Consider the following 25666-nt stretch of genomic DNA (forward strand, 5'->3'; position numbering starts at 1 on the left):
CCTACGGGCGGGTGTACGTCATTTTCTCGGGAGTATCGGAGCGCGGGCGAGTCGCCCCTGGCACGGAATGCACCAGAACCGCTCGAACTGGTGAATCGGCCAGAGTTTCGACCCGGACGTCCGCATTCCGGACGACGCTCGCCGCATGACGGAATCACCCGGCAGGTACGCCGACTTCGAAACCCTCCGCGAACAGGCCCTCACCCTGCGCCGGGAGGGCCTCAGCCGCCGCCAGATCCGCGACCGGCTCCACATCCACAACAACGACATCCTCAACCGCCTCCTCGAGGGAGAGCCCCCACCGGAGTGGACGAAGCGCCCGAACGCGAAGGACGACCTGCGGGCACGGGCGCGGGAGCTGCGCCTGAAGGGCATGACATACGACGCGATCCAGTTGGAGCTGGGGTGCTCGAAGAGTTCGATCTCGCTGTGGGTGCGGGATCTGCCGAAGCCGAAACCGCGGTACACGGACGAGGAGCGCATGGCACTCATGAACTCCGGCCTGGCCCACCTGCGTGAAGCCCAGGAGGCGCAACGACAGAGGACGAAGCGCTCGGCCCACGACGCCATCGGACGCCTCTCCGACCGGGAGCTGTTCATCGCCGGCGTGACCCTGTACTGGGCCGAAGGCGCCAAGGACAAGCCGTACCGCAGATGCGAAGTCCTTCAGTTCATCAACAGCGACCCCAACGTGATCAGGGTCTACCTCCGCTGGCTCGAACTTCTCGACGTCCCGCGGGACCGCATGCGCTTCCGGGTCAGCATCCACGAGTCGGCCGATGTCGCCGAGGCCGAACGATTCTGGGCAGACATGGCAGGCGTCGATGCCTCCACCTTTCAACGAGCCACCCTGAAGAAGCACAATCCCCGGACAACCCGGAAAAACGTCGGCGAGGCCTACAGGGGCTGCCTGGTCGTGTACGTCACGCAGAGCGCTGATCTGTACCGTCGCATGGAGGGCGCCTGGTACGGCATAGTGTTTGGTGCAGATCCGGCGACCTGACCGAATGTCCGGTTTAGTCGGGTTTCATCCCCTGTGGTGTAATTGGCAGCACTGAGGCTTTTGGTGCCTTATGTCCGGGTTCAAGTCCTGGCAGGGGAGCACTTCGGGTCTGACGTTCACCGTCAGGACCCGCCCTCATTTCACCCCCGAAACCCCCCGGTATCCTTCGGATGTCCACCACCCGAAGCCGAAGGGCATTCCCGTGAGCGCCAACCGCCCGGCAGCCGTCGTCGTCCTCGCAGCGGGTGAGGGCACCCGCATGAAGTCGAAGACCCCCAAGGTCCTGCACGAAATCTGCGGGCGTTCGCTCGTCGGTCACGTCGTCTCCGCCGCGCGTGAGCTGGACCCCGAGCACCTCGTCGTGGTGGTCGGCCACGCGAGTGAGCAGGTCAAGGGCCATCTCACCGAGACGTACGCCGGTACCCGCACCGCATTCCAGGCCGAGCAGAACGGCACCGGGCACGCCGTCCGGATGGCGCTCGAGGAGCTCGGGCAGGGCATCGACGGGACCGTGGTCGTCGTCTGCGGCGACACTCCCCTTCTCTCCGGCGAGACGCTGACCGCCCTCGCCTCCACGCACTCCGCCGACGGCAACGCCGTGACCGTGCTGACCGCCGAGGTCCCGGACTCGACCGGCTACGGCCGGATCGTCCGCGACGGCACCGGCGCCGTGACCGGGATCGTCGAGCACAAGGACGCCACCGACGAGCAGCGCGCGATCCGGGAGATCAATTCCGGTGTGTTCGCCTTCGACGGGCAGCTGCTCGCGGATGCTCTGGGCAAGGTGCGTACGGACAACAGCCAGGGCGAGGAGTACCTCACCGATGTGCTCGGCATCCTGCGCGAGGCCGGTCACCGGGTGGGTGCGTCGGTCGCCGGCGATCATCGCGAGATCCTCGGGATCAACAACCGGGTGCAGCTGGCCGAGGCGCGCCGGCTGCTGAACGAGCGCCTGCTGGAGCGGGCGATGCTGGCGGGTGTGACGGTCGTCGATCCGGGGTCGGTGCTGATCGATGTGACCGCCACGTTCGAGCCGGACGCGGTCATTCATCCCGGTACGCAGCTGCTGGGGGCCACGCATCTGGCCGAGGGTGCCGAGGTGGGCCCGAATTCGCGTCTGACGGACACGGTCGTCGGCCGGAACGCGCGCGTGGACAACGCGGTCGCGGTCTCGGCGGAGATCGGCGAGGGCGCTTCGGTGGGTCCGTACGCGTATCTGCGTCCCGGTAGCCGGCTCGGTACGAAGGCCAAGGCGGGTACGTACGTGGAGATGAAGAACGCGACGATCGGTGAGGGGACGAAGGTTCCGCATCTGTCGTACGTGGGCGATGCGACGATCGGCGAGTACTCGAACATCGGTGCGGCGAGTGTGTTCGTGAACTACGACGGCGAGGCGAAGCACCACACGACGATCGGTTCGCACTGCAAGACGGGTTCGGACAACATGTTTGTGGCTCCTGTCACGGTCGGGGACGGCGCGTACACCGCTGCGGGGTCGGTCATCACGAAGGACGTGCCGGCGGGTTCGCTGGCCGTCGCCCGCGGCCAGCAGCGGAATATCGAGGGCTGGGTGGCTCGAAAGCGTCCCGGAAGTGCTGCCGCGCAGGCGGCCGCGGCGGCAACGGAGCAGGTCGCCGACGGGAACTGACCGGAAACAGGTGCGTCGGACTCGGCGTACGGTGATACGTGCACACAAATTCGGCTGGCTCGCGCTTCGTGTCTTCGCGGCCAGAGAACACGTCTGAGGAGACAGTGCTGTGACCGGGATCAAGACGACCGGCGAGAAGAAGCTGATGCTCTTCTCCGGCCGCGCCCACCCCGAGCTGGCCGAGGAGGTTGCGCACCAGTTGGGTGTGGGCCTCGTGCCGACGAAGGCCTTCGACTTCGCGAACGGTGAGATCTACGTCCGTTTCCAGGAGTCGGCCCGTGGAGCGGACTGCTTCCTGATGCAGAGCCACACGGCTCCCATCAACAAGTGGATCATGGAACAGCTGATCATGATCGATGCGCTGAAGCGGGCCTCGGCCCGGAGCATCACCGTGATCATTCCGTCGTACGGCTATGCCCGTCAGGACAAGAAGCACCGTGGCCGTGAGCCCATCTCGGCCCGTCTGGTCGCCGACCTTCTGAAGACCGCGGGTGCGCACCGCATCCTCACGGTGGACCTGCACACCGACCAGATCCAGGGCTTCTTCGACGGCCCGGTGGATCATCTGTCGGCGCTGCCGGTGCTGGCGGACTACGTGGGTGCGAAGGTCGACCGCAACAAGCTGACGGTCGTCTCCCCGGACGCGGGCCGGGTTCGGGTCGCCGACCGCTGGTGCGACCGTCTGGACGCGCCGCTGGCGATCGTGCACAAGCGCCGTGACAAGGACGTCGCGAACCAGGTGACGGTGCACGAGGTCGTCGGTGAGGTCGAGGGCCGGGTCTGTGTGCTGGTGGACGACATGATCGACACGGGTGGCACGATCTGCGCCGCGGCGGACGCGCTGTTCGCGCACGGTGCGGAGGACGTCATCGTCACGGCGACGCACGGCATCCTGTCGGGTCCGGCGGCCGACCGTCTGAAGAACTCGAAGGTCAGTGAGTTCGTCCTGACGAACACGCTGCCGACGCCGGGTGAGCTGGAACTCGACAAGATCAAGGTGCTGTCGATCGCGCCGACGATCGCGCGTGCGGTGCGTGAGGTGTTCGAGGACGGTTCGGTGACGAGCCTCTTCGAGGAGCAGGCCTGACGGTCTGCCGGTAGTCGCCAAGAGGGCCGCACCCCGTGGTGGGTGCGGCCCTTTCGCATGCCCGCGTACCGGTCCCCGATGATCGATTGGGTGGGAGGGGCGGTGTTGCGTAGACTGTCGAAGTTGCTCGGCGAGGGAGGCCGCACTTTCGGTGCGGCTGTCCGTTATCGACGCGCTCTTCGTAGCAGGCCTGTCGTGGCCGGGTGACCACCACAATGTCTGCCTTGACGAGGAGTGCACATGTCCGAGGTGAAGCTCGCCGCCGCGACCCGTACGGAGTTCGGCAAGGGTGCCGCCCGCCGCGTCCGCCGTGACAACCGGGTTCCGGGTGTCCTTTACGGCCACGGCACCGACCCGGTCCACATCACGCTTCCGGGCCACGAGCTGCTGCTCGCCCTGCGTACGCCGAACGTCCTGATCGCCCTGGACATCGAGGGCAAGAACGAGCTCGCGATCCCGAAGGCCGTCCAGCGTGACCCGCTGAAGGGCTTCATCGAGCACGTCGACCTGCTGCTCGTGAAGCGCGGCGAGAAGGTCACGGTCGAGATCCCCGTGCACACCGAGGGCGAGCTCGCCCCGGGTGCCTTCCTCCTCGAGCACGTGCTGAACGCGCTGCCCGTCGAGGCCGAGGCCACGCACATCCCCGAGTCGGTCACGGTGTCCATCGAGGGCCTGGAGGCCGGTGCCGCCATCCTGGCGAAGGACATCGCGCTGCCGAAGGGCACGACGCTGGCTGTCGAGGACGACACCGTCGTGCTCCAGATCCTGGCCGCGCAGGCCGAGGAGCCGTCGGGCGAGGAAGAGGCCGCCGAGGGCGACGAGTCGGCCGAGGTCTGAGCCGTAGGCTCTGTGTGACGGGGTGGCGGGCCTGGCCCGCCACCCCGTTTCCCTGTCTGTAGGTCGTGCCGCGGCAGTTGTGCCGGCCGTACGCGGCGCGAGCTGTTGGTCATACGAGGAGACGCAGCGCAGATGTCGGACGCGAACGCCCCGTGGCTCGTCGTGGGCCTCGGCAACCCGGGTCCCGGGTATGCCGCCAATCGTCACAATGTCGGTTTCATGGTGGCCGATCTGCTCGCGGAGCGTATCGGCGGCAGTTTCAAGCGGGCGCAGAAGGCGCAGGCGCAGGTCCTTGAGGGCCGGGTGGGACCGCCGGGTCCGATGGGGCGGCGGGTGGTGCTGGCGAAGCCGCTGTCGTACATGAATCTGTCGGGCGGTCCGGTGACGGCGCTGCGGGATTTCTACAAGGTGCCGACGGCGAACATCGTGGCGATCCATGACGAGCTGGACATCGACTACGGGATGCTGCGGCTGAAGCTGGGTGGCGGGGACAACGGCCACAACGGTCTGAAGTCGATGACGAAGGCGATGGGCCCGGACTATCACCGGGTGCGTTTCGGGATCGGCCGTCCGCCGGGTCGTATGCAGGTGGCGGATTTCGTGCTGAAGGACTTCTCGTCGGTGGAGCGCAAGGAGCTGGGCTACTTCGTGGACCGGGCGGCGGACTCGGTGGAGTGTCTGGTGACGGAGGGCCTGGCGCGGGCCCAGAGTACGTACAACGCGTAGGAGCGGGGCCGACGTCGGCGGCCCGGGTGCACGGGCGCCATGCCCCCGTCCGTCCCGTGCCCCGCTAGCCCGTTGGCGCCGAACTCCGCCTCGCACCGTGGCTGGTCGCACCGGGTCGCGGGTTCGTGCGACCCGGCTGTTCGCGACGCGGTGCCCCGCGACGCCAAATGCTGGAAGAACCAGGGAAAGCACCTTCCCTACCCACCCGACCGCACGTCACTCTCACGGGTGAGGTTGGCCCATCGGGCTGGATTCCGGGCGGGTTGGCGGGCATATGCTCGCCGCGACAACCCAGACATGCGACGGCCCCCGGCCGGGACTCGCAATCCCGATCGAGGGCCTGACCACCGAGGAAGTTAGGCCCTTCCCGATGGATACCCAGCAGGTTAGCGCGCCCTCGCGCGCCTCGTCCCGCGTTCCCGGACGCGTCACCGCCTTCGGCGTGATCCACGTCAACGCGGTCCACACCAGCCGCTTCACGATCGTCGGCAACCACCTTGCTCAGCACGGTGAGTTGTCCCTCACCGCGATCGGGCTCGCCGTCCACTTCCAGTCGCTGCCCGACGGGGCCAAGATCGGCATCCAGGTACTCGCCGAACGGTTCCCGGAGAGCGAGGAGCGTATCGCCGCCGCGCTGCGCGAACTGGAGGAGCACGCCTACCTGGAGCGCAGGCGGGAGCGGGTGCCCGGCGGCAAGGTCGTCACGCGCACGATCTCGTACAACCGGCCGAGCGCCGTGCCGAAGCCCTCTGGGAAGCCCGAGCCACAGGTCGCGCCCGGCCGTCCGGCCGTGGCGGCTCTGCCGCTGCCCGCCCCGAAGCCGTCCCCTGCGCCCGCGCCGGCACAGCCGCCCACGCGGCCCGACGCACCGCTCACCCCCCCACCGCGGCCCCGGACCGGAACACCGGCACCTCCGCCCCCGCTGCTCCCCCAGCCGCAGGTCCCCGACCTGGAGCGGCAGCGCGTTGCCACCGACCTCCTCGCCGGGCTCCGCAGGGACGAGCCCCGGCTGCTTCTGGCCGAGCGCGACATCAGCAGCCTGGCGCCCGCCGTCGCCGCCTGGCTCGAACGCGACACTCACCCCGACGACTTACGCCGCACCCTCGCTGCCGACCTGCCCGAGCCTCTGAGACATCCGGCGGGGCTCCTCGCGCACCGTCTCACGGTGCTCCTGCCACCGCCGCTCCCTGCCGCGCCACCGGGCGCCATGGCCAGGGACCCGCTCCAGAACTGCGACCGCTGCGACCGCGCCTTCCGCGCGCCCGTGCCGGGGTGCTGCCGGGGATGTCGTACCGACACGCGGGCCGCCGCCTGACGATCCCTGTCACGGACCTGCCCCGGTACGCGTAGCGCGGCCCTCAGCACACTGACTGACCAGCGAAAGTTGACCATCAGTAGCACTATGGCCAAGGATCGCGCCCTATGAAGCGGACTGACCTGCTCCTCTACGCCCGCCGTGCCGCGATGGGATGTGTCGCCGTACTGCTGCTGGTGGCCGGTTTCTGGTCGTCGTGGGGCACGGCGCAGCATGTCCTGCTGGCCAAGGGCCGCGAGCACGGCACGCTCAGGGTCGACCGCTGCGGCGAGGAGACCTGTACCGGACGCTACAAGCCGGAGGGTTCACTGCCTGCCCGCGGCGGCATGACGATCGAGAAGTCGGTCGCGGTGAAGAAGGGCGCCGAGCTGCCCGTGGTGGTGAAGCCGGGTTCCAGCGAACTGGTCCGTACCGGCGCGGGTGGTGCGCTGCACGCGTGGGTTCCGCTCGGTGGGGCGCTGGTGCTGGCGGCGCTGGTCATCGGGGGTGGACTGCGGATGACGCGTCTGGCCTGGTCGGCGGCGGCGCTGGGCGGCGCGCTGCTGGTGGGGGCCTTCTTCACGCTGTAGACGAGCTTCACGCCGTGGTCGGGCTTCACACCGTGGTCGGGCTTCACGCTGTGGTCGAGGCCGGCGCCGGGCCCTGCGCATCGTCGCGCAGGGCCCGGTCCCCTGTCGTCAGCCGGTGTTGCGCAGACCTGCCGCCACGCCGTTCACCGTCAGCAGCAGGGCCCTCGCCAGCAGCGGGTCGGGCTCCTCGCCCTTCTCGGCCGCCTTGCGCTGGCGTGCCAGCAGCGAGACCTGGAGGTAGGAGATCGGGTCGAGGTAGGCGTCACGGATGCCGAACGTCTGCCGCAGCACCGGGTTGGAGCCGAGCAGTTCGGTGCCGCCGGTGACCTTGAGGACCTCGCTGACCGTCAGCGCGTGCTCGGCCTCGATGGTGGCGAAGACGTGCTTGAGGTCGTCGGGCACGAGGGTGTCGACGTAGTGGCGGGCGATCCGCAGGTCGGTCTTCGCGAGGGTCATCTCGACGTTCGCGATGAAGTTGCGGAAGAAGTGCCACTGTTCGTGCATCTCGTCGAGGACCGTGTCGAGCCCCGCTTCGCGCAGGGCCTTCAGGCCGGAGCCGACGCCGAACCAGCCGGGCACGATCTGCCGGGACTGGGTCCAGCCGAAGACCCATGGGATGGCGCGCAGTCCGTCGAGTCCGGCGCCGCTGTCGGGCCGGCGGGAGGGCCGGGAGCCGAGGTGGAGGTCGGCGAGCTGGTCGACGGGGGTGGCCGCGAAGAAGTACGCGGGCAGGTCCGGGTCCTCGACGAGCCGCCGGTAGGCGTCGTGCGCCGCGTCCGAGACGGTGTCCATCGCCGCGTCCCAGCGCGACAGTGCCTCGTCGGACTGCCGCGGGGCGGTGTGCAGGGCGGATGCCTGGAGGGTCGCGGCGACGGTGAGTTCCAGGTTCTCCCTGGCCAGGGAGGGGATCAGATACTTGTCGGAGATGACCTCGCCCTGTTCGGTCACCTTGATCTCGCCCTCGAGCGTGCCCCAGGGCTGGGCCAGGATGGCGTCGTGCGAGGGGCCGCCGCCGCGGCCGACGGTGCCGCCGCGGCCGTGGAAGAGCCGCAGCCGCACCCCGTAGCGGTGGGCGACGTCGCGCAGCCGGCGCTGGGCGCGGTGGATCTCCCACTGGGAGGTGGTGATGCCGCCGAACTTGGAGGAGTCGGAGTAGCCGAGCATGACCTCCTGGACGTCGCCGCGCAGGGAGACGAGGCGCCGGTAGGAGGGGTCGGCGAGCATGCCGTCGAGGATGACGTCGGCGGCCTTGAGCTCGTCGGTGGTCTCCAGCAGGGGCACGATGCCGATCTTGGCCCAGCCGGCGTGGAGGTCGAGGAGGCCGGCCTCGCGGGCCAGGACGGCCGCGGCGAAGACGTCGTCGGCGCCCTGGCACATCGAGATGATGTACGACTCGATGACTTCGGGGCCGAAGCGCTCGAACGCTTCCTTGACGGTGGCGAAGACGCCGAGGGTCTTCTGCCCGGCCGCGTCCAGCGGGGCGGGGGTGGGCGCGAGCGGCCTGCGGGAGCGCAGCTCCTTGGCGAGCAGCTTCTGCCGGTAGTCGCGGGGCATGTCGGCGTAGCGCCAGGACTCCTCGCCGAGCCGGTCGAAGAGCTGGCCGAGGGCGTGGTGGTGGGCGTCGGCGTGCTCGCGTACGTCCATGGTGGCGAGCTGGAGGCCGAACGCCGCGAGGGTGCGGATGGTGCGGTCGAGGCGTCCGTCGGCGAAGAGGCCGCCGCGGTGTTCGCGCAGGGACGTCTGGATCAGGGTGAGGTCGGCGATGAGCTCGGTGGTGCCGAGGTAGTCGCGGCCGCTCTGGTGCCGGGTGCCCTTGGCGAGGCGCTCGCGGGTGTTGACGAGCTTCTGCCGGATGCAGGTGGCCTTGAGCCGGTAGGGCTCCTCGGCGTTGAGGCGCTTGTAGCGGGGGCTGATCTCCGGCAGGAGGTCGAGGTCGTTCTGCAGGGAGGTGAGGAGTTCCTCGGTGGCGCCGGCGTAGCGGATGGAGTTGGAGAGCAGTCCGCGCAGCTGGTCGATGACCTCGATGGCATCGGTGATGCCGTGTTCGTGCTGGAGGATCAGGACGTCCCAGGTCACGGACGGGGTGACGTTGGGGTTGCCGTCGCGGTCGCCGCCGATCCAGGTGCCGAAGGTCAGCGGGCGGGTGCCGGCGGGCAGCTCGACGCCGACGCGTTCGAGCTCGGCGGCGAGGTCCTCCAGGACGTCGCCGACGGCGCCGGCGTGCAGTTCGTCGAGGTAGTAGATGGCGTTGCGGGCCTCGTCGGCGGGCTCGGGCCGTACGACGCGCAGCTCGTCGGTCTGCCAGATGAGGTCGATGTTCTCGGCGAGCCGCAGGTCGTGCCGGCGACGGTCGGAGGCGACGACGGGGCTTTCGAGCAGTTCGGCGATGCGCCGCAGCTTGTTCAGTACGGAGCGCCGGGCGGCCTCGGTGGGGTGCGCGGTGAACACGGGGCGGACGTTGAGGTTCTTGACCGTCTCGCGCAGGTGCTGGGGGTCGGCGTCCTTGAGCCGGTCCGCGGTGCGGGCCAGCAGGCCGCCCTCGGCGGCGCGCCGCTCGCGCATCTCGTGGCCGCGGTGCACCTGCTCGGTGACGTTGGCCAGGTGGAAGTAGGTGGAGAACGCGCGGACGAGCTTGGCCGCGGTCTCCAGGTCGGTGTCGCCCAGCAGCTCTGCTGCGGCCTCGCCGTCGCTGCGCGTGAGCGCGCGGACCTTCTCCACGAGTTCGAGCAGGTCAGGGCCTTCCTGGCGGACGATGGTCTCGCCCAGGAGGTCGCCCAGTCGGCGGATGTCGGCTCGCAGTTCGGCGTTGGCCGTGGGGTTCTGGTCGGCACTGCTCACAGGTGCGGCTCCTTGCAGTGTTTGAGCACGTCTGGAGGGGTACTGGAGGCTGCGGACCGCGCTGTCCGACGAGACCCAGGATAGGTGTCCATTTCCCTGGCGTTGTCCACAGGTCTCTTGCCGCGAGGCTCCTCACTGCCATACTTACGATGCCGTAGGTTACGCATCCGTAGCCCGGCCCTCACCGTGCATCTCTCACCCCCCAGGGGACCCCAAAATGACGACAAGCCCCGATCTGCTCGACGACACCCCGAAGCCGACCGCCACTGACGCTCCCTCCGCGACCCTCGGTGGCGACAGCAAGAGGTCCATCGAACAGATCACCCTGCTGCTCTTCATCACGGTTCCCTTCATCGCCCTGCTGGCCGCGGTGCCGCTGGCCTGGGGCTGGGGCGTGAGCTGGCTGGATCTGGGTCTGCTGGTGGCGATGTACTACATCGGCTGCCACGGCATCACGATCGGCTTCCACCGCTACTTCACGCACGGCGCCTTCAAGGCCAAGCGGCCGCTGCGGATCGCCCTGGCGATCATGGGATCGCTGGCGGTGGAGGGGCCGCTGGTGCGCTGGGTGGCCGACCACCGCAAGCACCACAAGTTCTCGGACGCCGAGGGCGACCCGCACTCGCCGTGGCGGTTCGGCGAGACGCTGCCGGCGCTGATGAAGGGCCTGTGGTGGGCCCACATCGCGTGGATGTTCGACGAGGAGCGCACGTCGCAGACCAAGTACGCCCCGGACCTGATCAAGGACAAGGCCCTGGTGCGGATCTCGCGCGACTTCATCTTCTGGACCATGCTCTCGCTCGCCATCCCGCCGATCGTGGGCGGTCTGGTGACGATGTCGTGGTGGGGCGCGTTCACCGCCTTCTTCTGGGGCTCGCTGGTCCGCGTGGCGCTGCTGCACCACGTGACCTGGTCGATCAACTCGATCTGCCATGCGGTCGGCAAGCGCCCCTTCAAGTCGCGTGACCGCTCGGGCAACGTGTGGTGGCTCGCGGTGCTGTCGTGCGGCGAGTCCTGGCACAACCTGCACCACGCGGACCCGACCTGTGCACGTCACGGCGTGCTGCGCGGCCAGCTCGACTCCAGCGCGCGCCTGATCCGCTGGTTCGAGAAGCTCGGCTGGGCCTACGACGTCCGGTGGCCCAGTGCGTCCCGTATCGACGCCCGGCGCAAGGGCGAGCCCGTAGACGCGGCATGATTGACGACGTGGCGATCGACGGCGGCAGCAGCGGTACGGAGAAGAACCGGTCATCCAGGCGGGCCCGCCGGGTGCGGATGACCGGGGCGCAGCGTCGCGAACAGCTGCTGGACATCGGTCGCACCTTGTTCGCCGAGAAGGGCTTCGAGGGCACGTCGGTCGAGGAGATCGCGGCGAAGGCCGGTGTTTCCAAGCCGGTGGTCTACGAGCACTTCGGCGGCAAGGAGGGGCTGTACGCGGTGGTGGTGGACCGCGAGATGCGTCAGCTGCTCGACATGGTGACCGGCGCGCTGACCGCCGGTCACCCCCGTGAGCTGCTGGAACAGGCGGCGTTCGCCCTTCTCGACTACATCGAGACCTACACGGACGGGTTCCGCATTCTGGTGCGGGACTCCCCCGTGGCCCAGTCGACGGGCACGTTCGCCTCGCTCATCAGCGACATCGCCACCCAGGTCGAGGACATCCTGGGAATGGAGTTCAAGAACCGGGGGTTCGACCCGAAGCTGGCTCCGCTCTACGCCCAGGCGCTGGTGGGCATGGTGGCGCTGACGGGTCAGTGGTGGCTGGACGCGCGCCGTCCCAAGAAGGCCGAGGTCGCCGCGCATCTGGTGAATCTTGCTTGGCATGGACTTGACGGTCTGGAGCCGAAGCCGCGATTGATAGGGCACCGGAAGAGCTGATCGGCCCGCCCGAAACCGCCGGGCCCGAAACCGCCCGCCCGGAACCCACCGCCTTCGATCACGCCGAAGGGCTGATCCCTACGCCCCGTCGCCCCGTCACCGGACAGGGCTGACGGGGCGCCGCGGTTTCTACGGGGTGACCGGTTGCAGGAATTCCAGCCGGTTGCCGACGGGGTCCTCGGAGTAGAAGCGCCGGTGGCCGGGGAGCGCGTCGTCCCAGACCACCGCCGCGCCGTGCTCCTCCAGGCGCGCGGCGTACGCCTCGATGTCCGACACCCGCAGACCGGGATGCGCTTTGCGGGCAGGGCGGAAGTCCGCCTCGATGCCCAGGTGCAGCTGGACGGCGCCCCGTGCGAACCAGCAGCCGCCGCGGGCGGCGAGCACCGGCGGCTTGGGAATCTCCGTCATGCCGAGGACATCCGTGTAATAGGTGCGCAGCGCGTCCTCGGAGCCGGGTGGCGCGGCCAGTTGGACATGGTCGACGGCGGTGAGCATCACAGGGCCTTCCGGGCGACGGCGAAGATGCGACGGAAGGGGAACACCGTGCCGTGCGGGCCCGGCGGGTAGGCCTTGCGGAGCAGGTCGCGGTACTGGGCAAGGAATTCATGAGCGGCGTTCGCGTCATCGGCGAGCTCGGTGAGGACCGGCCGCAGGGCGGTGCCCTTGACCCAGTCAAGGACCGGGTCCTCTCCGGCGAGGAGTTGGAAGTAGGTCGTCTCCCAGGTATCCGTCTCACAGCCGAGGTCTGCCAGTCGCGAGAGATAGTCGGCCGGTTCCAGGATGTGGACGAAGCGCCGTCCGTGGTCGCCGAGCCGGCTGCGCCACTGCGGGGTGTCGCAGAGTTCGCCGAGGAGGGCGTGGCTGGGCGAGGTGAAGTTGCCGGGGACCTGGAAGGCGAGGGTGCCGCCGGGGTTCAGGCCGTCGATCCAGCGCGGAAACGATTCGGGATGGTTGGGCACCCATTGCAGTGCGGCATTGGAGACGATCAGGTCGTACGGCTCCTCGGGGATCCAGTGCGCCGCGTCCGCGGGCCGGAAGTCCAGCCAGCCGCCGCCCGAGGTGGTGCCGGCGTGGTCCTTCTGCGCCAGGGCGAGCATCTCGGGCGACAGGTCGAAGCCCGTGATGTGGGCGTCGGGCCAGCGGTCGGCGAGCAGCGTGGTGACATTGCCGGGGCCGCATCCGACGTCCGCGATGCGGGCGGGCCTGCCGTCGCCGCGGGGCAGGTCGGGTATACGGGCGAGGAGATCCAGGAACGGGCGGGTACGGTGCCCGGAGTGGCGAAGGTACTGGTGCGGATCCCACGTTGGTGCGGAATGCATGATCGAGCCCCCTTGCTGGAACGGTGTGCCGAACCGGAACTGAGGTCCGGCCCGACCATGCCCAATCGTCCAGCAGATTATATCTTGACGTCAAGAGACTTCACATCGACAGACCCTCTACACTGATCGACATGGAGGACGAGGTCGATCGACTGGTCGCAGCATGGCGCCGTGAGCGCCCGGACCTCGACGTGGAACCGCTCGAGGTTCTCAGTCGCGTCTCCAGACTCGCCCGCCACCTCGACCGCGCCCGCCGGCTCGCCTTCTCCGAGCACCAGCTGGAGCCGTGGGAGTTCGACGTCCTCACCTCGCTGCGGCGCGCGGGCGCCCCGTACCAGCTCTCGCCCGGTCAGCTGCTCACCCAGACACTGGTCACCTCGGGCACGATGACCAATCGCATCGACAGGCTGGCCAAGAAAGACCTGGTGGAGCGGCTTCCGGATCCCAGCGACCGGCGTGGGGTACTGGTGCGGCTGACCCCCGAAGGACGGGACCGGGCGGACCAGGCGCTCGCCGGGCTGCTCGCCCAGGAGCGGGCGATCCTCGCCGAACTCTCCCGCGCCCAGCGCGGGGAACTGGCCGCTCTGCTACGCCAGTTGACCGCCCCGTTCGACAACATCCCCGGCTAGTTCGGCCGGGCCGACCCCGGCTCGGCGGGCGAGGGCTACCGCGGCGAGCGTCGAGTGCACCCCGAGCTTCCCGAGGACGTTCTGCATATGCGTCCGGACGGTGTGCGGTGACAGAAAGAGGCGCTCGGCGACTGCTTTGCGCCCCAGGCCGGCGACCATGCACCGCAGCACTTCCCGCTCGCGCGGGGTGAGGGACTCGACGAGCCGCTCGCTCTCGGTGCGGTGCTTGCGGGCCGCGGTCAGCTCGCGCAGCACGCCGGTGAGCAGTGCGGGCGGCAGATGCGTCTCGTCCCGCAGGACGCCCCGGATCACCGCGAGCAGCCGCTGGAGCGAGCAGTCCTTGGCCACCCAGCCCGAGGCGCCTGCCTGCAGCGCGAGTGCGGCGCGGCGCGGGTCGTCCTTCTCGGCGAGCACGACGCTGCGGACGGACGACTGGCCCGAACGGACGCCCGCGACCAGGGAGATGCCGTCGACGAGGCCGTCCTCGCCGTCGTCCGACACGGCGCGCGGCGCGATGACGGCGTGGGTGCCGGGGCGGTTCGGGACCGCGGCCGTGCCGAGGTCGGCGTCGACGAGCATGACGTCGAACCGGCGGCCCTCGGACGCGGCGCGCTCCAGACATCGCAGCGCCGCGGGGCCGCTGCCGGCCGCGGAGACGTCGACGTCGGGCTCGGCCGCGAGGGCGGCAGCGAGCGACTCGGCGAAGATGCGGTGGTCGTCCACCACCAGGACCCGGATACGAACCACAGACACCCCCAGGTTCGGAGGACGGACCGGCGCGGGTACGGCGCCCGGAAAGGAGGGGTGGTACAGCGGTTGCTCGGCCGCCGCCGTGCTGTGACTGTTACCCCACCCCGGGCGTCGTACCCGACTGTCTCGCCCCCTGATCAACACCGGCCCCCACCGGTGCTGAGCATCAGCGTACGGGCGGGGGGCCGGAGGGGAAGGTTATTTGCAGAACTGATGGCTCACCCTGTGCAGGGTGAGCCGGATGTTTCGTCGTGAGACAGAAGTCGACGCAGTTCGGCGCGGACTGCCCGCTTCACGGCCCCGGACGGCAGAGATCCTGCTGGCGCAGGACGTGGGGGCGCGAGGAGGCACTCTCCGGAACGGGGGGCGGAGCGTGCGCGCGGACGCGCGCCGGGGCGCGGGCGGTGACGGACGGCCTTCCGGACGCAAAGGGCGGACGCATGGTCGCGTGGCACATGCGCGGCCCGGTCGGCCGGGACCCGCGGGGCCCGCCCGCCTGCCTGCCGGACCCGTCCGCCGGTGCCTGCCCCACTCATCCGCCGAACACTCGCGAGGCCCCGTCCGCCGACACTGGCGCGGCCCCGTCCGCCAACGCCTCCACGACCCGTCCGCCTACACTCACGACGCCCGTCCACCGACGCCTGCCCGACCCGTCCGCCGACACTGGCGCGGCCCCGCCCGCCGGCGCCTCCACGACCCGTCCGCCTTCACTCACGACGCCCGTCCGCCGGGGCGTCCACGACCTGTCCGCCGAACACTCGCGAGGCCCCGTCCGCCGACGCCTCCACGCCTCCGTCCGCCGAACACCCGCGAGGCCCCGCCCGCCGGCGCCTCCACGACCCGTCCGCCCCCATGTCCCCGGACCGGTGTCAGGACAGCCGCCGCGCGCCTCCCGACGGTGTCGTCGAGAAGATCCGCGGCTGCTTCCACGACGCCGAAGTGAACGCCTCCTGGACCGACTTCGTCAGCGCGGGCGTCAGCGCGACCTCGGTGAGGACGATCGCCGAGCCGCCGAAGCCGCCGCCCGTCATCCTCGCGCCGAGCGCGCCCGCCGCCAGGGCCGTGTCGACCACCAGGTCCAACTCGGGGCACGAGATGCGGAAGTCGTCGCGCAGTGAGGCATGCCCCTCGGTGAGGACGGGGCCCGTGGCGCGGATGTCGCCCGCCTCCAGGTGGGCGATCACCCGTTCCACCCGGTGGTTCTCCGTGACGATGTGCCTGGCCAGCGCCCGGATCTCGGGGTCGGGCAGCCGGTCGAGGGCCTCGGGGAGCGCGTCGTGGGCGATGTCGCGGAGCGCGGGTACGCCCAGGGTCGCCGCCGCCGACTCGCAGCCCGCCCGGCGCTTGCCGTACTCGCCGTCGCTGTGCGCGTGCTTGACGCGCGTGTCGACCACGAGGAGTTCGAGGCCCTGTCCGGCCAGGTCGAGCGGTATCTGGCGCTGGGACAGGTCGCGGGTGTCCAGGTGCAGCGCGTGCCCCTCGGTGCAGCACGCCGACGCCGTCTGGTCCATGATCCCGGTCGGCGCCCCGACGTAGATGTTCTCGGCGCGCTGGCACAGGCGCGCCATCCGGCCGCGCTCCAGGCCCAGTTCGTACAGGTCGTTCAGGGCCAGCGCGGTGACGACCTCCAGTGCGGCGGAGGACGACAGGCCCGCGCCCGTCGGCACGGTCGACTCGTAGTGGATGTCCGCGCCGCCCACCGCGTGGCCCGCCTCGCGCAGGGCCCACACGACGCCGGCGGGGTAGTCGGTCCAGCCCCGCGGCCCGTGCCCGGGCGCGAGTTCGGTGACGCGCAGTTCGGTGGCGGCGCCCGGGGCGCCCGCCGAGTGCAGCCGCAGGACGCCGTCGTCGCGCCGTGACACCGTCGCGACCGTGGTGTGCGGCAGCGCGAAGGGCATCACGAAACCGTCGTTGTAGTCGGTGTGTTCACCGATCAGGTTGACCCGCCCGGGCGCCGCCCACACACCGTCGCTCATGAAGCGTTCTCCCTCTCCCGGGCAAAGGCCCACGCGTCCGACACGATGCCCGCGAGGTCCGCGCGGGACGGCTGCCAGCCCAGGCGCTCGCGCGCGGTCCGCGCCGATGCGACCAGCACCGCCGGGTCGCCGCCACGCCGCGGGGCCACGACCTCCGGCACCGGATGCCCGGTGACGCGGCGCACGGTGTCGACGACCTCGCGCACCGAGAACCCGTTGCCGTTGCCGAGGTTGCAGATCAGGTGTTCGCCGGGTGCCGCGGCGTCCAGGGCCAGCAGATGGGCCTCGGCGAGGTCCGCGACATGGATGTAGTCCCGGACGCAGGTGCCGTCGGGGGTCGGGTAGTCGTCGCCGAACACGGAGATCGACTCCCGCTTGCCGAGCGCCACCTGGAGGACCAGCGGGATGAGGTGCGACTCGGGCTCGTGGCGCTCGCCGCAGGAGCCGTACGCCCCGGCCACGTTGAAGTAGCGCAGTGAGACCGCGGCGAGTCCGTGGGCCGCCGCCTCGCCGGTGATCATGTGGTCGACGGCGAGCTTGGAGGCGCCGTACGGGCTGGTCGGCGCGGTCGGGTCGGTCTCGGTGATCGGCGTGGAGACCGGCTCGCCGTAGGTGGCCGCGGTGGAGGAGAAGACGAGCGTGCGCACCCCGGCCGACCGCATCGCCGCGAGCAGGGCCATCGTGCCGCCGACGTTGTTGTCCCAGTACTTCTCGGGCTTCAGCACCGACTCGCCGACCTGCGAGAACGCGGCGAAGTGCAGCACGGCGTCGAAGGAGTCGTCCAGCCACTTGGCGGCGTCGCGGATGTCGCCCTCGACGAAGGCGGCGCCCGCCGGGACGCCCTCCCGGAAGCCGGTCGACAGGTTGTCGAGGACGGTGACCTCGTGCCCCGCTTCCAGCAGGTGCTGCGCCACCACGCTGCCGACGTATCCGGCCCCGCCCGTCACCAGGTACTTGCTCACTCGCTCGCTACCTCTCGCAGTCGCTCGGCCGCGGTTTCCGGCGGCACATCGTTGATGAACACGCTCATACCGGACTCGGAACCGGCGAGGAACTTCAGCTTGCCGGAAGTGCGTCGGATGGTGAAAAGCTCGAGATGGAGCCCGAAGTCCTCCCGTCCGGGCTCGCTGAACGGCGCCTGGTGCCAGGCCGAGATGTACGGCGTCGGCGGCTCGCCCTCCCCGAAGATCCGGTCGAAGCGCCTCAACAGTTCCAGATACAGCTGTGGGAACTCTGTGCGCGCCGCGTCGTCCAGGGCCCGCAGGTCGGGCACGCGCCGCCGCGGGTAGAGGTGCACCTCGTACGGCCAGTGCGCGGCGTACGGCACGAGGGCGACCCAGTGCTCACCGGTGAGGACCACCCGTGAGCCGTCGGCCAGTTCACGCTCCACGACGTCGTCGAAGAGGTTGCGGCCCGTCGTCTCCCGGTGCTCGGCGGCCGAGCGCAGCATGAGCTCCGTGCGCGGGGTGACGAAGGGGTATCCGTAGATCTGGCCGTGCGGGTGGCCGAGGGTGACGCCGATCTCGGCGCCCCGGTTCTCGAAGCAGAAGACCTGTTCCACCTGCGGGAGTTCGGCGAGTTCGGCGGTGCGGTCGGTCCAGGCCTCCAGGACGAGCGCGGCCTGGTCCTCGTCGAGGTCGGCGAAGGACGCGTCGTGGTCGGAGGTGAAGCAGACGACCTCGCAGCGGCCGGAGCCGCCGGCGAGCGAGGGGAAGCGGTTCTCGAAGACGACGACGTCGTAGTCGGACGCCGGGATCTCGCTGAGGCGGCCGTCGCGTGAGGGGCACAGCGGGCACTCGTCGGCGGGCGGGTGGTAGGTGCGGCCCTGGCGGTGCGAGGCGATGGCGACCGAGTCTCCGAGCAGGGGGTCCCGGCGGATCTCGGAGCTGGTGGCGACAGGGTCGAGCGGGCGCCGGTCCACGGCGTCGCGGACGGTGTCGTCCCGGGAGTCGAAGTAGAGCAGTTCACGACCGTCGGCGAGCCGGGTCGACGTCTTCTTCACTGTGGCACTCCCTCACCCTCCCAAACAGAACCGCACATAACAAATCACAAGCCAACAGGCGTCGTCAATGGGCGTGCAGCATGCACCTACCTCGGACATTTCCACCAGCTCGATCACGATCAAACAAAGAACACCAACAAAACTGTTCAGTTATTGAACACGGACGCGTAGGTTCCGCAGGGATCAGTTCGCGCGACGAAGCGAGTACTTCATGCAATACCTGGCCGAAGGGCTTCGGCTCCCCACCAACGGACTCGACTACGCAATCCTGGCGATCTACTTCGCCGTCGTCCTGGGCATCGGCTTCGCCGCGCGGGCGAGCGTCAAGACCAGTCTCGACTTCTTCCTCTCCGGGCGCTCGCTGCCCGCCTGGGTCACCGGCCTGGCCTTCGTCGCCGCCAACCTGGGCGCCACCGAGATCCTCGGCATGGCCGCCACCGGCGCGCAGTACGGCGTCGCCGTCGTGCACTGGTACTGGATCGGCGCCATCCCGGCGATGGTCTTCCTGGGCCTGGTGATGATGCCGTTCTACTACGGCTCCAAGGTCCGGTCCGTCCCCGAGTTCCTGCTCCAGCGGTTCGACAAATCCGCACACCTGCTGAGCTCGGTCCTCTTCGCCTTCGCCGCGATCCTCATCGCCGGCGTCAACCTCTACGCCCTGTCGATCGTGGTGGAGGCGCTGCTGGGCTGGCCGCAGTGGGTCTCCATCGTCGTCGCCGGCTTCTTCGTCCTCGCGTACATCACCGTCGGCGGGCTCTCCTCGGCGATCTACAACGAGGTCCTCCAGTTCTTCGTCATCCTCGCCGCGCTCATACCCCTGACCTTCCTCGGTCTCAAGCGCGTCGGCGGCTGGGACGGTCTGAGCGACTCGCTCACCGCGAGCCACGGCGACGACTTCCTCACCGCCTGGGGCGGCACCGGCATCAGCGACGCCAATCCGCTCGGCGCCAACTGGCTCACCATCGTCCTCGGCCTCGGCTTCGTGCTCTCCTTCGGCTACTGGACCACCAACTTCGCCGAGGTCCAGCGGGCCCTGTCCGCGAAGAACCTGTCCGCCGCCAAGCGCACCCCGCTGATCGCCGCCTTCCCGAAGATCTTCATCGTCTTCCTGGTGATGATCCCGGGCCTGGTCGCCGCCGTCCTCGTACCGAAGATCGGCACGGCGGGCTCCCACCTCACCTACAACGACGCCATCCCGCTGCTGATGCAGGAACTGCTGCCCAACGGCGTCCTCGGCATCGCGGTGACCGGACTGCTCGCCGCCTTCATGGCCGGCATGGCGGCGAACGTCTCGTCCTTCAACACCGTGTTCACGTACGACATCTGGGCGAAGTACGTGAAGCAGGGCCGCGAGGACCGCTACTACCTGCGCTTCGGCCGGCTGATCACCGCGATCGGCGTGCTGTGCTCCATCGGCACCGCCTTCCTCGCCTCCAGCTTCAGCAACATCATGGGCTACCTCCAGACGCTGTTCTCGTTCTTCAACGTCCCGATGTTCGTGGTCTTCATCATCGGCATGTTCTGGAAGCGGGCCTCGATGAAGTCCGGCGCCTGGGGCCTCTTCGCGGGCACGTCGGCCGCGATGGTCAACTACTTCTGGATCTACAAGCAGGGCGTCATCGACATCCCGACCGACCAGGGCGCCAACTTCGTCTCCGCGATCGTCGCCTTCGTCGCCGGCGCGCTCGTGATGGTGGTCGTCACCCTGTTCACCGCGCCGAAGCCCGAGGCCGAACTGGCCGGTCTGGTCTACGGAACCACCTCACCGGGCATGGAGGAGGCGCCGGAGGAGGGCGACAGCGCCTGGTACCGCAGGCCCGCCCTGCTGGGCTGGGGCGCGATCGTGCTCGCCGCCGCCTGCTACATCCCCTTCTCCTTCTGACCCGATCGGAGGCACCTCCACATGTCCGAACTGCAGCGTGAAGTCTCCGAGCTGGAGCGCAAGTCCGCCACCGCGGCCCGTCTCTTCGACATCCGGCTCATCATCGGCGGCCTGTTCACCCTCTACGGGATCATCGTCACGATCGCCGGGATCCTCGCGTCCGACGCGGATCTCAAGAAGGCCGAGGGCGTCAACATCAATCTCTGGACCGGCCTCGGCATGCTCGCCCTGGGGCTGTTCTTCCTTCTCTGGCTGAAGCTGCGGCCCATCGCGCCGCCGCCCCCGGCCGAGGACGCCTGACGCCGGGCGCCGCGCCGAGGGCGCCTGAGCTACTGCTCCGGTGGAGGCGGCGGGTCGGAGAGACCGGCCGCCCCCGGGTAACCGGGCAACGGGCCGGGTGGTGAGGCGATCGCCGCCCGGTCCAGCAGTCCGGTACGGGCCGCGAGCGCGGCCGCCTCCAGCCGGGAGCCCACCCCCAGCTTCATCAGCACCCGCTGCACATGGGTACGGGCCGTGCTCGGCGCGATGCCCATACCGGCCGCGATCAGCCGGGTGTCCTCGCCCTCCGCCACCCTGACCAGTACCTCCACCTCGCGCGGGGTGAGCAGTTGCAGCAGCCGCTGCCCCTCGTCGTCCGGCTGGACCGCGGGGTTGAGCAGTTCGGCGAACGCGCCCTGGAGCAGCTGCGGGGCCACCACCGCCTCACCCGCACGCGCCTTGACCATGGCGCGCTCCACGCCCTCGATGCGCTCGTCGTGGCGCACATAACCGGAGGCGCCGGCCGCGAAGGCCGCGGCGATTCCGCGGGGGCTCGGCACCGGGCCCAGCACCACCACCGCCACCTGGGGCCGCTCACGTTTGATCTTCACGATCGGGTCGAACGCGCCGGGCTCGGCGGGTGTCGCGGTGCCCAGCAGACATACCTCGGGCGCCCTGCTGACGACGAGATCGGCGGCGCCTGCCGCGGGAGCCGCGGCGGCGAGCACCCGGTGTCCCCGCAGCTTCAGGGCCGAGGCGAGTGCCTCCGCGAGCAGTCGGTGATCGTCCAGCACCATGAGCCGCACGCCCATCGAGCAACCCCCATCCCCCGCCGCGGATGACCCCCCGGCCTTCTGACCCGGCAAGCTACACGCTTGTTCGACTTTGCGCGCCCCTAACTCGGCAGAAGCCCCCCAAGGTGCCGAATTCTTCGCCAAACGGGGCTACTTGTGACCAGGGCCCGGCACATCGGTTCTCCGATGTGCCGGGCCCTTGATCATGTGCGGTCGCCGGACGGCCGGCGACGGGGTGGTGCGATCAGTCCGCCGTGGTGAAGGCGACCGCCAGATACTTCTTGCCGAACGACGACGAGGTCGAGGTCGGCTTGCTCATCAGGGTGGCACCGATGTAGAACCGCCCGTTCGCGTACCGGTAGTCGGCGCTGTCGGCGACGAAGCTGGTCTCCGCCTCGCGCACCGACTTGTCGGAGGGGTTCTCCATCAGCACCGTCTGCTTGAAGGTGGCGCCGTCGATGCTGACGACCTGGCCGCCCTTGTCGTACGGAGGCCACTTGTACGCGATCAGGTTTCCACCGTCCATGCGCAGCGGGAACATCGTGTACCGGTCGCCCGCGTCCGCACGGTCGCTGGTCGGCTTTCCGGTGCCGAGGTCGAAGGAGACGATCTCGTTGGTGTCGCCGTACTCCCCCGTGCCCTCGTGGTCGGCGGTCGGCAGATAGATCCGCCCGTTGCCCACCGTGACCTTCGTGCAGGACTCGACCTCCGTGGAGCGGCAGCGCGCCTGGAACTTGTCGCCGGTCGCGGAGATCTTGGTCTTGAGGACGCCCTTGTCGTCGACCGAGAAGAAGTCCGAGATGCCGAACGAACCGGTGTCGCCGACGTCGGCGGCGACCACCAGCGGCTTGGAGTTGACGATGCTCGCCCACTCCACGCCGGCGGGCATCTTGAACGAGTACAGCGGGGTGCCGTTGTCCGGGTTCACGCCCTGGATGACGACCTGCCGGTTGTCGTACGAGCCGCACTTGCGGACCGCGACGATCGCCGCACCGCCGCCGTAGCCCATGTCGTAGCAGCCGTCGGCGCCGATATCGGGCTTCCAGCGGATGGCGCCGGTGTTGATGTCGAAGGCGGCGCCGCCGTCGGTGCCGCCCACGGCGACCGTGGTCCCGCTCTGGGTGACCTCGGTGAACTTGGCCTTGCCGTCACCGCTCTGGGTGCCGGTGACGGACTTGTGCCACTTCAGCGTGCCGGTGTTGAGGTCGACGACGCCGACCTCGGTGCACGGCTCGTAGTTCCGCGGCGGCTTGCGCTTGGCAGCCTCGAAGACGACGCCGACCTTGTTGTCCGTGGACTGGTGGCGGGAGGTGGCACAGACCTGGCCGGGCAGCGGCAGGGTCCACAGCGGGGTGCCCTTGGCCACGTCGTAGCCGACGATCGAGTTCACGCCGGGCTTGACGAAGACCTTGTCGGTGACCCAGGCGCCCTTGACGTTGGTGAGGTCGGTGCGGGCCGGCTCCGGAAGCTGGAAGGCGACCTTGGAGTTGACGTTCGCAGGCGCCTTCTCCTTGCCGGGTCCGTCGGCCGCCTTGCCGCCGGTGGCCCCGGTGGTGCCCTCCGACGAGCCGCCGGAGCTGTTCTTCGCCTCGTCCTTCTTGCTCTCGCCGTCGTCCTTGGTGGAGGCGAACCAGACGCCGCCGCCGACGATCAGCAGCACCGCGACGGCCGCCGCGATGATGATCTGCATCTGCGTGTTCAGCTTCTTGCCGCCACCGCCGCCCGGGTGCGGCGGCATGTACTGCGGCTGCACGGGCTGCGTCGGGTACCCGTAGCCGGGCTGGGTGGGCGGCTGCTGTCCCGGCGGGGTCTGCGGATAGCCGTAGCCCGGTGCCTGGCCCGGGGCCTGCGGGTAGCCGTAGCCGGGCTGTCCCGGCGGCGGCGCCTGCGGCGGGCCGCCGGCCGGCGGGGTCTGCGGATAGCCGTACGAGGGGTCCTGCGGCGGCGGGGTCGGAGCTCCGAAGCCTCCGGCCGGAGGCTCCTGGGGCGCGCCGAACCCTCCCCCCTGCGGGGGCTGGTTCGGCGGCGGCGGCGGTGGCGGCTGCGTCATGGCGTGCGTACCTCGGATGAAAGGGGATGCGGGGCGGCGGTCAGGTGCTCGGACGCGGTCACTTGCCGAAGGCCATCATGGTCTTCGTCTCCTTCTCCTCGGCGTCGTTGCTCGCGCTGACCCGGCCCGCGGCGAGGAAGAACCTGCCGTCGGCGTAGACCATGTGCGGGGAGTAGAAGGTGTTCTCGATCTCCGCGGTCGACTCCGGGTGCTGGAGCAGCACCTTCGGGGAGCCGCCGGTCGGAGCGATCGAGGCGATGGCGCCGCCGGCGTCGTAGGACGCCTCGCGGTAGACGATGACGTTGCCGCTCTCCATCTTCAGCGGCGTCATCTGGCTGTCGCCGCCCGAGGGCGAGCGCCACTTGGCCTTACCGGTGTCCAGGTTGAACGCGACGACCTCGTTGGCCTTGCCGGCCTGGGCGGGCTCGGTGGCCATGTAGAAGGTGTTCGCGTCGGCGGCGACACCGGTGCAGCCCTCGAGGTTCTGTCCGAAGATCACGAACGAGCCGCCGCAGCGGGGCTGGAACTTGTCCTTGCCGCCGTCGATCTGCGAGCGGGGCGTGCCGTTGTCCTTGAGCGCGACGATGGACCACTTCTTCGGCTCGCGCTGGGTGAGCGAGATGACGAGCGGGCTGGTGGAGTAGACCTTGTCGATCTCCCAGCCCACGGGCGCGTTGTACGTCCACTTCGGCTTGCCGGTGGCCGGGTCGACCTCCGACAGCTGGTGCTTGGGCTTGTTGTAGTCCGAGGTGGGGCAGCTGGCGGCGGCGATCAGCTTGGGGCCGCCGGCGAAGGCGAACGGCTTGCAGCCGCTGCTCGGGCCCTGGAAGATCTGCTTTCCGTCGGCCATGGAGAAGCCGTAGGAGTTACCGGTGCCGCCCGCGGCGAGGGTGTTGCCGCTGATCGACAGGGTGAAGTCGGACAGGCCCCCGAAACCGCTGACCTTCGGGATGGACTTCTTCCAGCCCGCCTTGCCGGTCTTGAGGTCGATCATCTGCAGGTTGAGGCACTTGGCCTTCTCGGTGAGACCGTCCTTGACGCCGATGACGATCCGGCCGTCGGTGGTGGTCTGCGCGGGCGCCGAGCACACCTCGGCCGGCAGCGTCAGCGTCCACTTCTTCTTGCCGTCGGTCGCCGAGTAGCCGACGACCTCCTTGTACATGGCCTTGACGACGGTGTCGCCGGCCACCCACGGGCCGAACGTCTCCGCGCCGTTGCGGGGCAGGTCGACGTCGTTCTTCGTGAGGAACAGGACCTTCGCCTCGCCCGGCTTGCGCCCGGCGTTGAGGTCGTCGTTGCCTTCCTGGCCGGTGCCGTTGCCGTCGCCCTGGTCGATGGACTCGGAGGTGGACGGCTTCGGGTCTTCGCTCTTGCTGACGTTCTTCTGCTTGTCGTCCTTGTCGTCGCCGCTGAGGGCGAACCAGGTACCGCCGCCGATCACCAGGAGCCCGGCGACCGCCGCGCCGATGATGACACCGGGCTTGCCCTTGAAGAAGCCTCCGCCGCCGTTGCCGGGCGGGGTGGGCATACCCGGGTACTGCGGCTGGGTCGGGTAGCCGCCGTAGGGACCGGGCTGCTGGCCGTACGGACCCGGCTGCTGGTTGTACGGGCCGGGCTGCTGGTTGTACGGACCCGGCTGCCCCGGAGGCTGCTGCGGGTAGCCGTAACCGGGCTGGGTGGGCGGCTGCTGCGGGTAGCCGTAGCCGGGCGCACCGGCGGGCGGGCCCTGCGGCGGCTGCGCCGGGGGCTGCGGGGCACCGTACGGAGGCTGGTTCGGCGGCTGGTTGGGCGGCTGCGGCGGCTGGTTGGGCGGCGGCGGCTGTGTCATTTGTCTACCTCTGGAAGTGGGGAGATGGGAGAAGGGTTGGGGATGTCCGAAGGATCCGAATGACTCAGAACGCGGTCACTTGCCAAAGGCCATCATCGTTTTCGTCTCCCTCTCTTCCGCGTCGTCGAGGCTGTGCGAAAGCCGGCGCCTGCCGGGCCGGGCGTGTGCACCGTCGTGCTGCGGCGGCGGCGCGGGAGGCCCGCCGTACGGAGCGGGCGGCCGGGCCGGCTGGGGAGGAACCGCTTGCTGCGTGCCCCGCGAAACGCCGGAGCCCCCG

Annotated in this window: 22 protein-coding genes and 1 tRNA gene; 13 read left to right on the forward strand and 10 right to left on the reverse strand. The window is 69.7% G+C overall.

All coding sequences use genetic code 11. The features are described from left to right. The first annotated feature begins 145 nt into the window (after nt 1-145). The 8 genes from OHA05_RS14760 (at nt 146) to OHA05_RS14795 (ending at nt 7185) form a co-directional block, all read left to right on the forward strand. Nucleotides 146-1003, forward strand: a complete 858-nt coding sequence (locus OHA05_RS14760) for a hypothetical protein (RefSeq protein ID WP_328860823.1) — start codon at nt 146-148, stop codon at nt 1001-1003. Nucleotides 1004-1030: 27 nt separating this feature from the next. Further along, nucleotides 1031-1102: transfer RNA gene (locus OHA05_RS14765), tRNA-Gln, on the forward strand. Between the two features lie 103 nt (nt 1103-1205). Next, a complete protein-coding gene (gene glmU, locus OHA05_RS14770) occupies nt 1206-2651 on the forward strand; it encodes a bifunctional UDP-N-acetylglucosamine diphosphorylase/glucosamine-1-phosphate N-acetyltransferase GlmU (RefSeq protein ID WP_313945858.1) in 1446 nt (481 codons plus the stop codon). Nucleotides 2652-2760: 109 nt separating this feature from the next. Next, nucleotides 2761-3738 (forward strand): ribose-phosphate diphosphokinase, encoded by a 978-nt coding sequence (locus tag OHA05_RS14775; protein ID WP_313945857.1) that lies wholly within the window; start codon nt 2761-2763, stop codon nt 3736-3738. A gap of 240 nt (nt 3739-3978) precedes the next feature. Continuing rightward, complete coding sequence (locus OHA05_RS14780; RefSeq protein ID WP_313945856.1) at nt 3979-4575, forward strand: 50S ribosomal protein L25/general stress protein Ctc; 597 nt, start codon at nt 3979-3981, stop codon at nt 4573-4575. Nucleotides 4576-4707: 132 nt separating this feature from the next. Next, nucleotides 4708-5301 carry an aminoacyl-tRNA hydrolase gene (gene pth / locus OHA05_RS14785; RefSeq protein WP_328860824.1) on the forward strand — a complete coding sequence of 198 codons (594 nt, stop codon included), beginning with the start codon at nt 4708-4710 and terminating at the stop codon, nt 5299-5301. A gap of 370 nt (nt 5302-5671) precedes the next feature. Beyond that, nucleotides 5672-6616: a helix-turn-helix domain-containing protein gene (locus OHA05_RS14790; RefSeq protein ID WP_328860825.1), complete on the forward strand. Its 945-nt coding sequence runs from the start codon at nt 5672-5674 to the stop codon at nt 6614-6616. A 107-nt stretch (nt 6617-6723) separates the two neighbouring features. Next, entirely contained in the window at nt 6724-7185 is a 462-nt protein-coding gene (locus OHA05_RS14795) for a hypothetical protein (protein ID WP_313945854.1), read from the forward strand. Between the two features lie 108 nt (nt 7186-7293). Here the strand turns inward: OHA05_RS14795 and ppc are convergent, their stop codons facing one another. Then, on the reverse strand, nt 7294-10023 hold the full coding sequence (gene ppc / locus OHA05_RS14800; RefSeq protein WP_313945853.1) for a phosphoenolpyruvate carboxylase: 2730 nt from the start codon (nt 10021-10023) through the stop codon (nt 7294-7296). 217 nt (nt 10024-10240) lie between these two features. Here ppc and OHA05_RS14805 point away from each other — a divergent pair, with 217 nt between their 5' ends. Both OHA05_RS14805 and OHA05_RS14810 read left to right on the forward strand, forming a co-directional pair. Continuing rightward, nucleotides 10241-11221, forward strand: a complete 981-nt coding sequence (locus tag OHA05_RS14805; protein ID WP_313945852.1) for an acyl-CoA desaturase — start codon at nt 10241-10243, stop codon at nt 11219-11221. Beyond that, the gene (locus tag OHA05_RS14810; protein WP_313945851.1) at nt 11218-11901 is read left to right on the forward strand and encodes a TetR/AcrR family transcriptional regulator; all 684 of its coding nucleotides are present in this window, start codon (nt 11218-11220) and stop codon (nt 11899-11901) included. Before OHA05_RS14805 ends, OHA05_RS14810 begins: the two co-directional genes overlap by 4 nt. 129 nt (nt 11902-12030) lie before the next feature. Here OHA05_RS14810 and OHA05_RS14815 read toward each other — a convergent pair whose 3' ends face one another. Next, nucleotides 12031-12396: a VOC family protein gene (locus OHA05_RS14815; protein WP_328860826.1), complete on the reverse strand. Its 366-nt coding sequence runs from the start codon at nt 12394-12396 to the stop codon at nt 12031-12033. Further along, a complete protein-coding gene (locus OHA05_RS14820; protein ID WP_328860827.1) occupies nt 12396-13220 on the reverse strand; it encodes a trans-aconitate 2-methyltransferase in 825 nt (274 codons plus the stop codon). The genes OHA05_RS14815 and OHA05_RS14820 overlap by 1 nt, the downstream gene beginning before the upstream one ends. Nucleotides 13221-13351: 131 nt before the next feature. Here OHA05_RS14820 and tamR point away from each other — a divergent pair, with 131 nt between their 5' ends. Next, complete coding sequence (gene tamR / locus OHA05_RS14825) at nt 13352-13849, forward strand: MarR family transcriptional regulator TamR (RefSeq protein WP_313945848.1); 498 nt, start codon at nt 13352-13354, stop codon at nt 13847-13849. On the opposite strand, the gene OHA05_RS14830 is transcribed toward tamR, so the two are convergent. From OHA05_RS14830 to galT, 4 genes are all read right to left on the reverse strand, one after another. Next, nucleotides 13808-14596: a response regulator transcription factor gene (locus OHA05_RS14830; protein ID WP_313948973.1), complete on the reverse strand. Its 789-nt coding sequence runs from the start codon at nt 14594-14596 to the stop codon at nt 13808-13810. The genes tamR and OHA05_RS14830 overlap by 42 nt on opposite strands. 872 nt (nt 14597-15468) lie before the next feature. Beyond that, nucleotides 15469-16575 (reverse strand): galactokinase, encoded by a 1107-nt coding sequence (galK, locus tag OHA05_RS14835; RefSeq protein ID WP_328860828.1) that lies wholly within the window; start codon nt 16573-16575, stop codon nt 15469-15471. Next, nucleotides 16572-17537: a UDP-glucose 4-epimerase GalE gene (gene galE / locus OHA05_RS14840; protein WP_313945846.1), complete on the reverse strand. Its 966-nt coding sequence runs from the start codon at nt 17535-17537 to the stop codon at nt 16572-16574. Before galE ends, galK begins: the two co-directional genes overlap by 4 nt. After that, on the reverse strand, nt 17534-18577 hold the full coding sequence (gene galT, locus OHA05_RS14845) for a galactose-1-phosphate uridylyltransferase (RefSeq protein ID WP_313945845.1): 1044 nt from the start codon (nt 18575-18577) through the stop codon (nt 17534-17536). The genes galE and galT overlap by 4 nt, the downstream gene beginning before the upstream one ends. 211 nt (nt 18578-18788) lie before the next feature. Here galT and OHA05_RS14850 point away from each other — a divergent pair, with 211 nt between their 5' ends. Together OHA05_RS14850 and OHA05_RS14855 are read left to right on the forward strand one after the other, a co-directional pair. Next, nucleotides 18789-20459 (forward strand): sodium:solute symporter family protein, encoded by a 1671-nt coding sequence (locus tag OHA05_RS14850; protein ID WP_328860829.1) that lies wholly within the window; start codon nt 18789-18791, stop codon nt 20457-20459. Between the two features lie 21 nt (nt 20460-20480). Next, nucleotides 20481-20759: a hypothetical protein gene (locus OHA05_RS14855; RefSeq protein ID WP_328860830.1), complete on the forward strand. Its 279-nt coding sequence runs from the start codon at nt 20481-20483 to the stop codon at nt 20757-20759. A 29-nt stretch (nt 20760-20788) separates the two neighbouring features. Here OHA05_RS14855 and OHA05_RS14860 read toward each other — a convergent pair whose 3' ends face one another. The 3 genes from OHA05_RS14860 to OHA05_RS14870 form a co-directional block, all read right to left on the reverse strand. Continuing rightward, the gene (locus OHA05_RS14860; protein ID WP_328860831.1) at nt 20789-21529 is read right to left on the reverse strand and encodes a helix-turn-helix transcriptional regulator; all 741 of its coding nucleotides are present in this window, start codon (nt 21527-21529) and stop codon (nt 20789-20791) included. A 226-nt stretch (nt 21530-21755) separates the two neighbouring features. After that, a complete protein-coding gene (locus OHA05_RS14865) occupies nt 21756-23561 on the reverse strand; it encodes an outer membrane protein assembly factor BamB family protein (RefSeq protein WP_328860832.1) in 1806 nt (601 codons plus the stop codon). A gap of 58 nt (nt 23562-23619) precedes the next feature. Beyond that, on the reverse strand, nt 23620-25389 hold the full coding sequence (locus tag OHA05_RS14870; RefSeq protein WP_328860833.1) for an outer membrane protein assembly factor BamB family protein: 1770 nt from the start codon (nt 25387-25389) through the stop codon (nt 23620-23622). Between the last annotated feature and the right edge of the window lie 277 nt (nt 25390-25666).

The organism is Streptomyces sp. NBC_00306 (assembly GCF_036169555.1).
Lineage (GTDB): Bacteria > Actinomycetota > Actinomycetes > Streptomycetales > Streptomycetaceae > Streptomyces > Streptomyces achmelvichensis.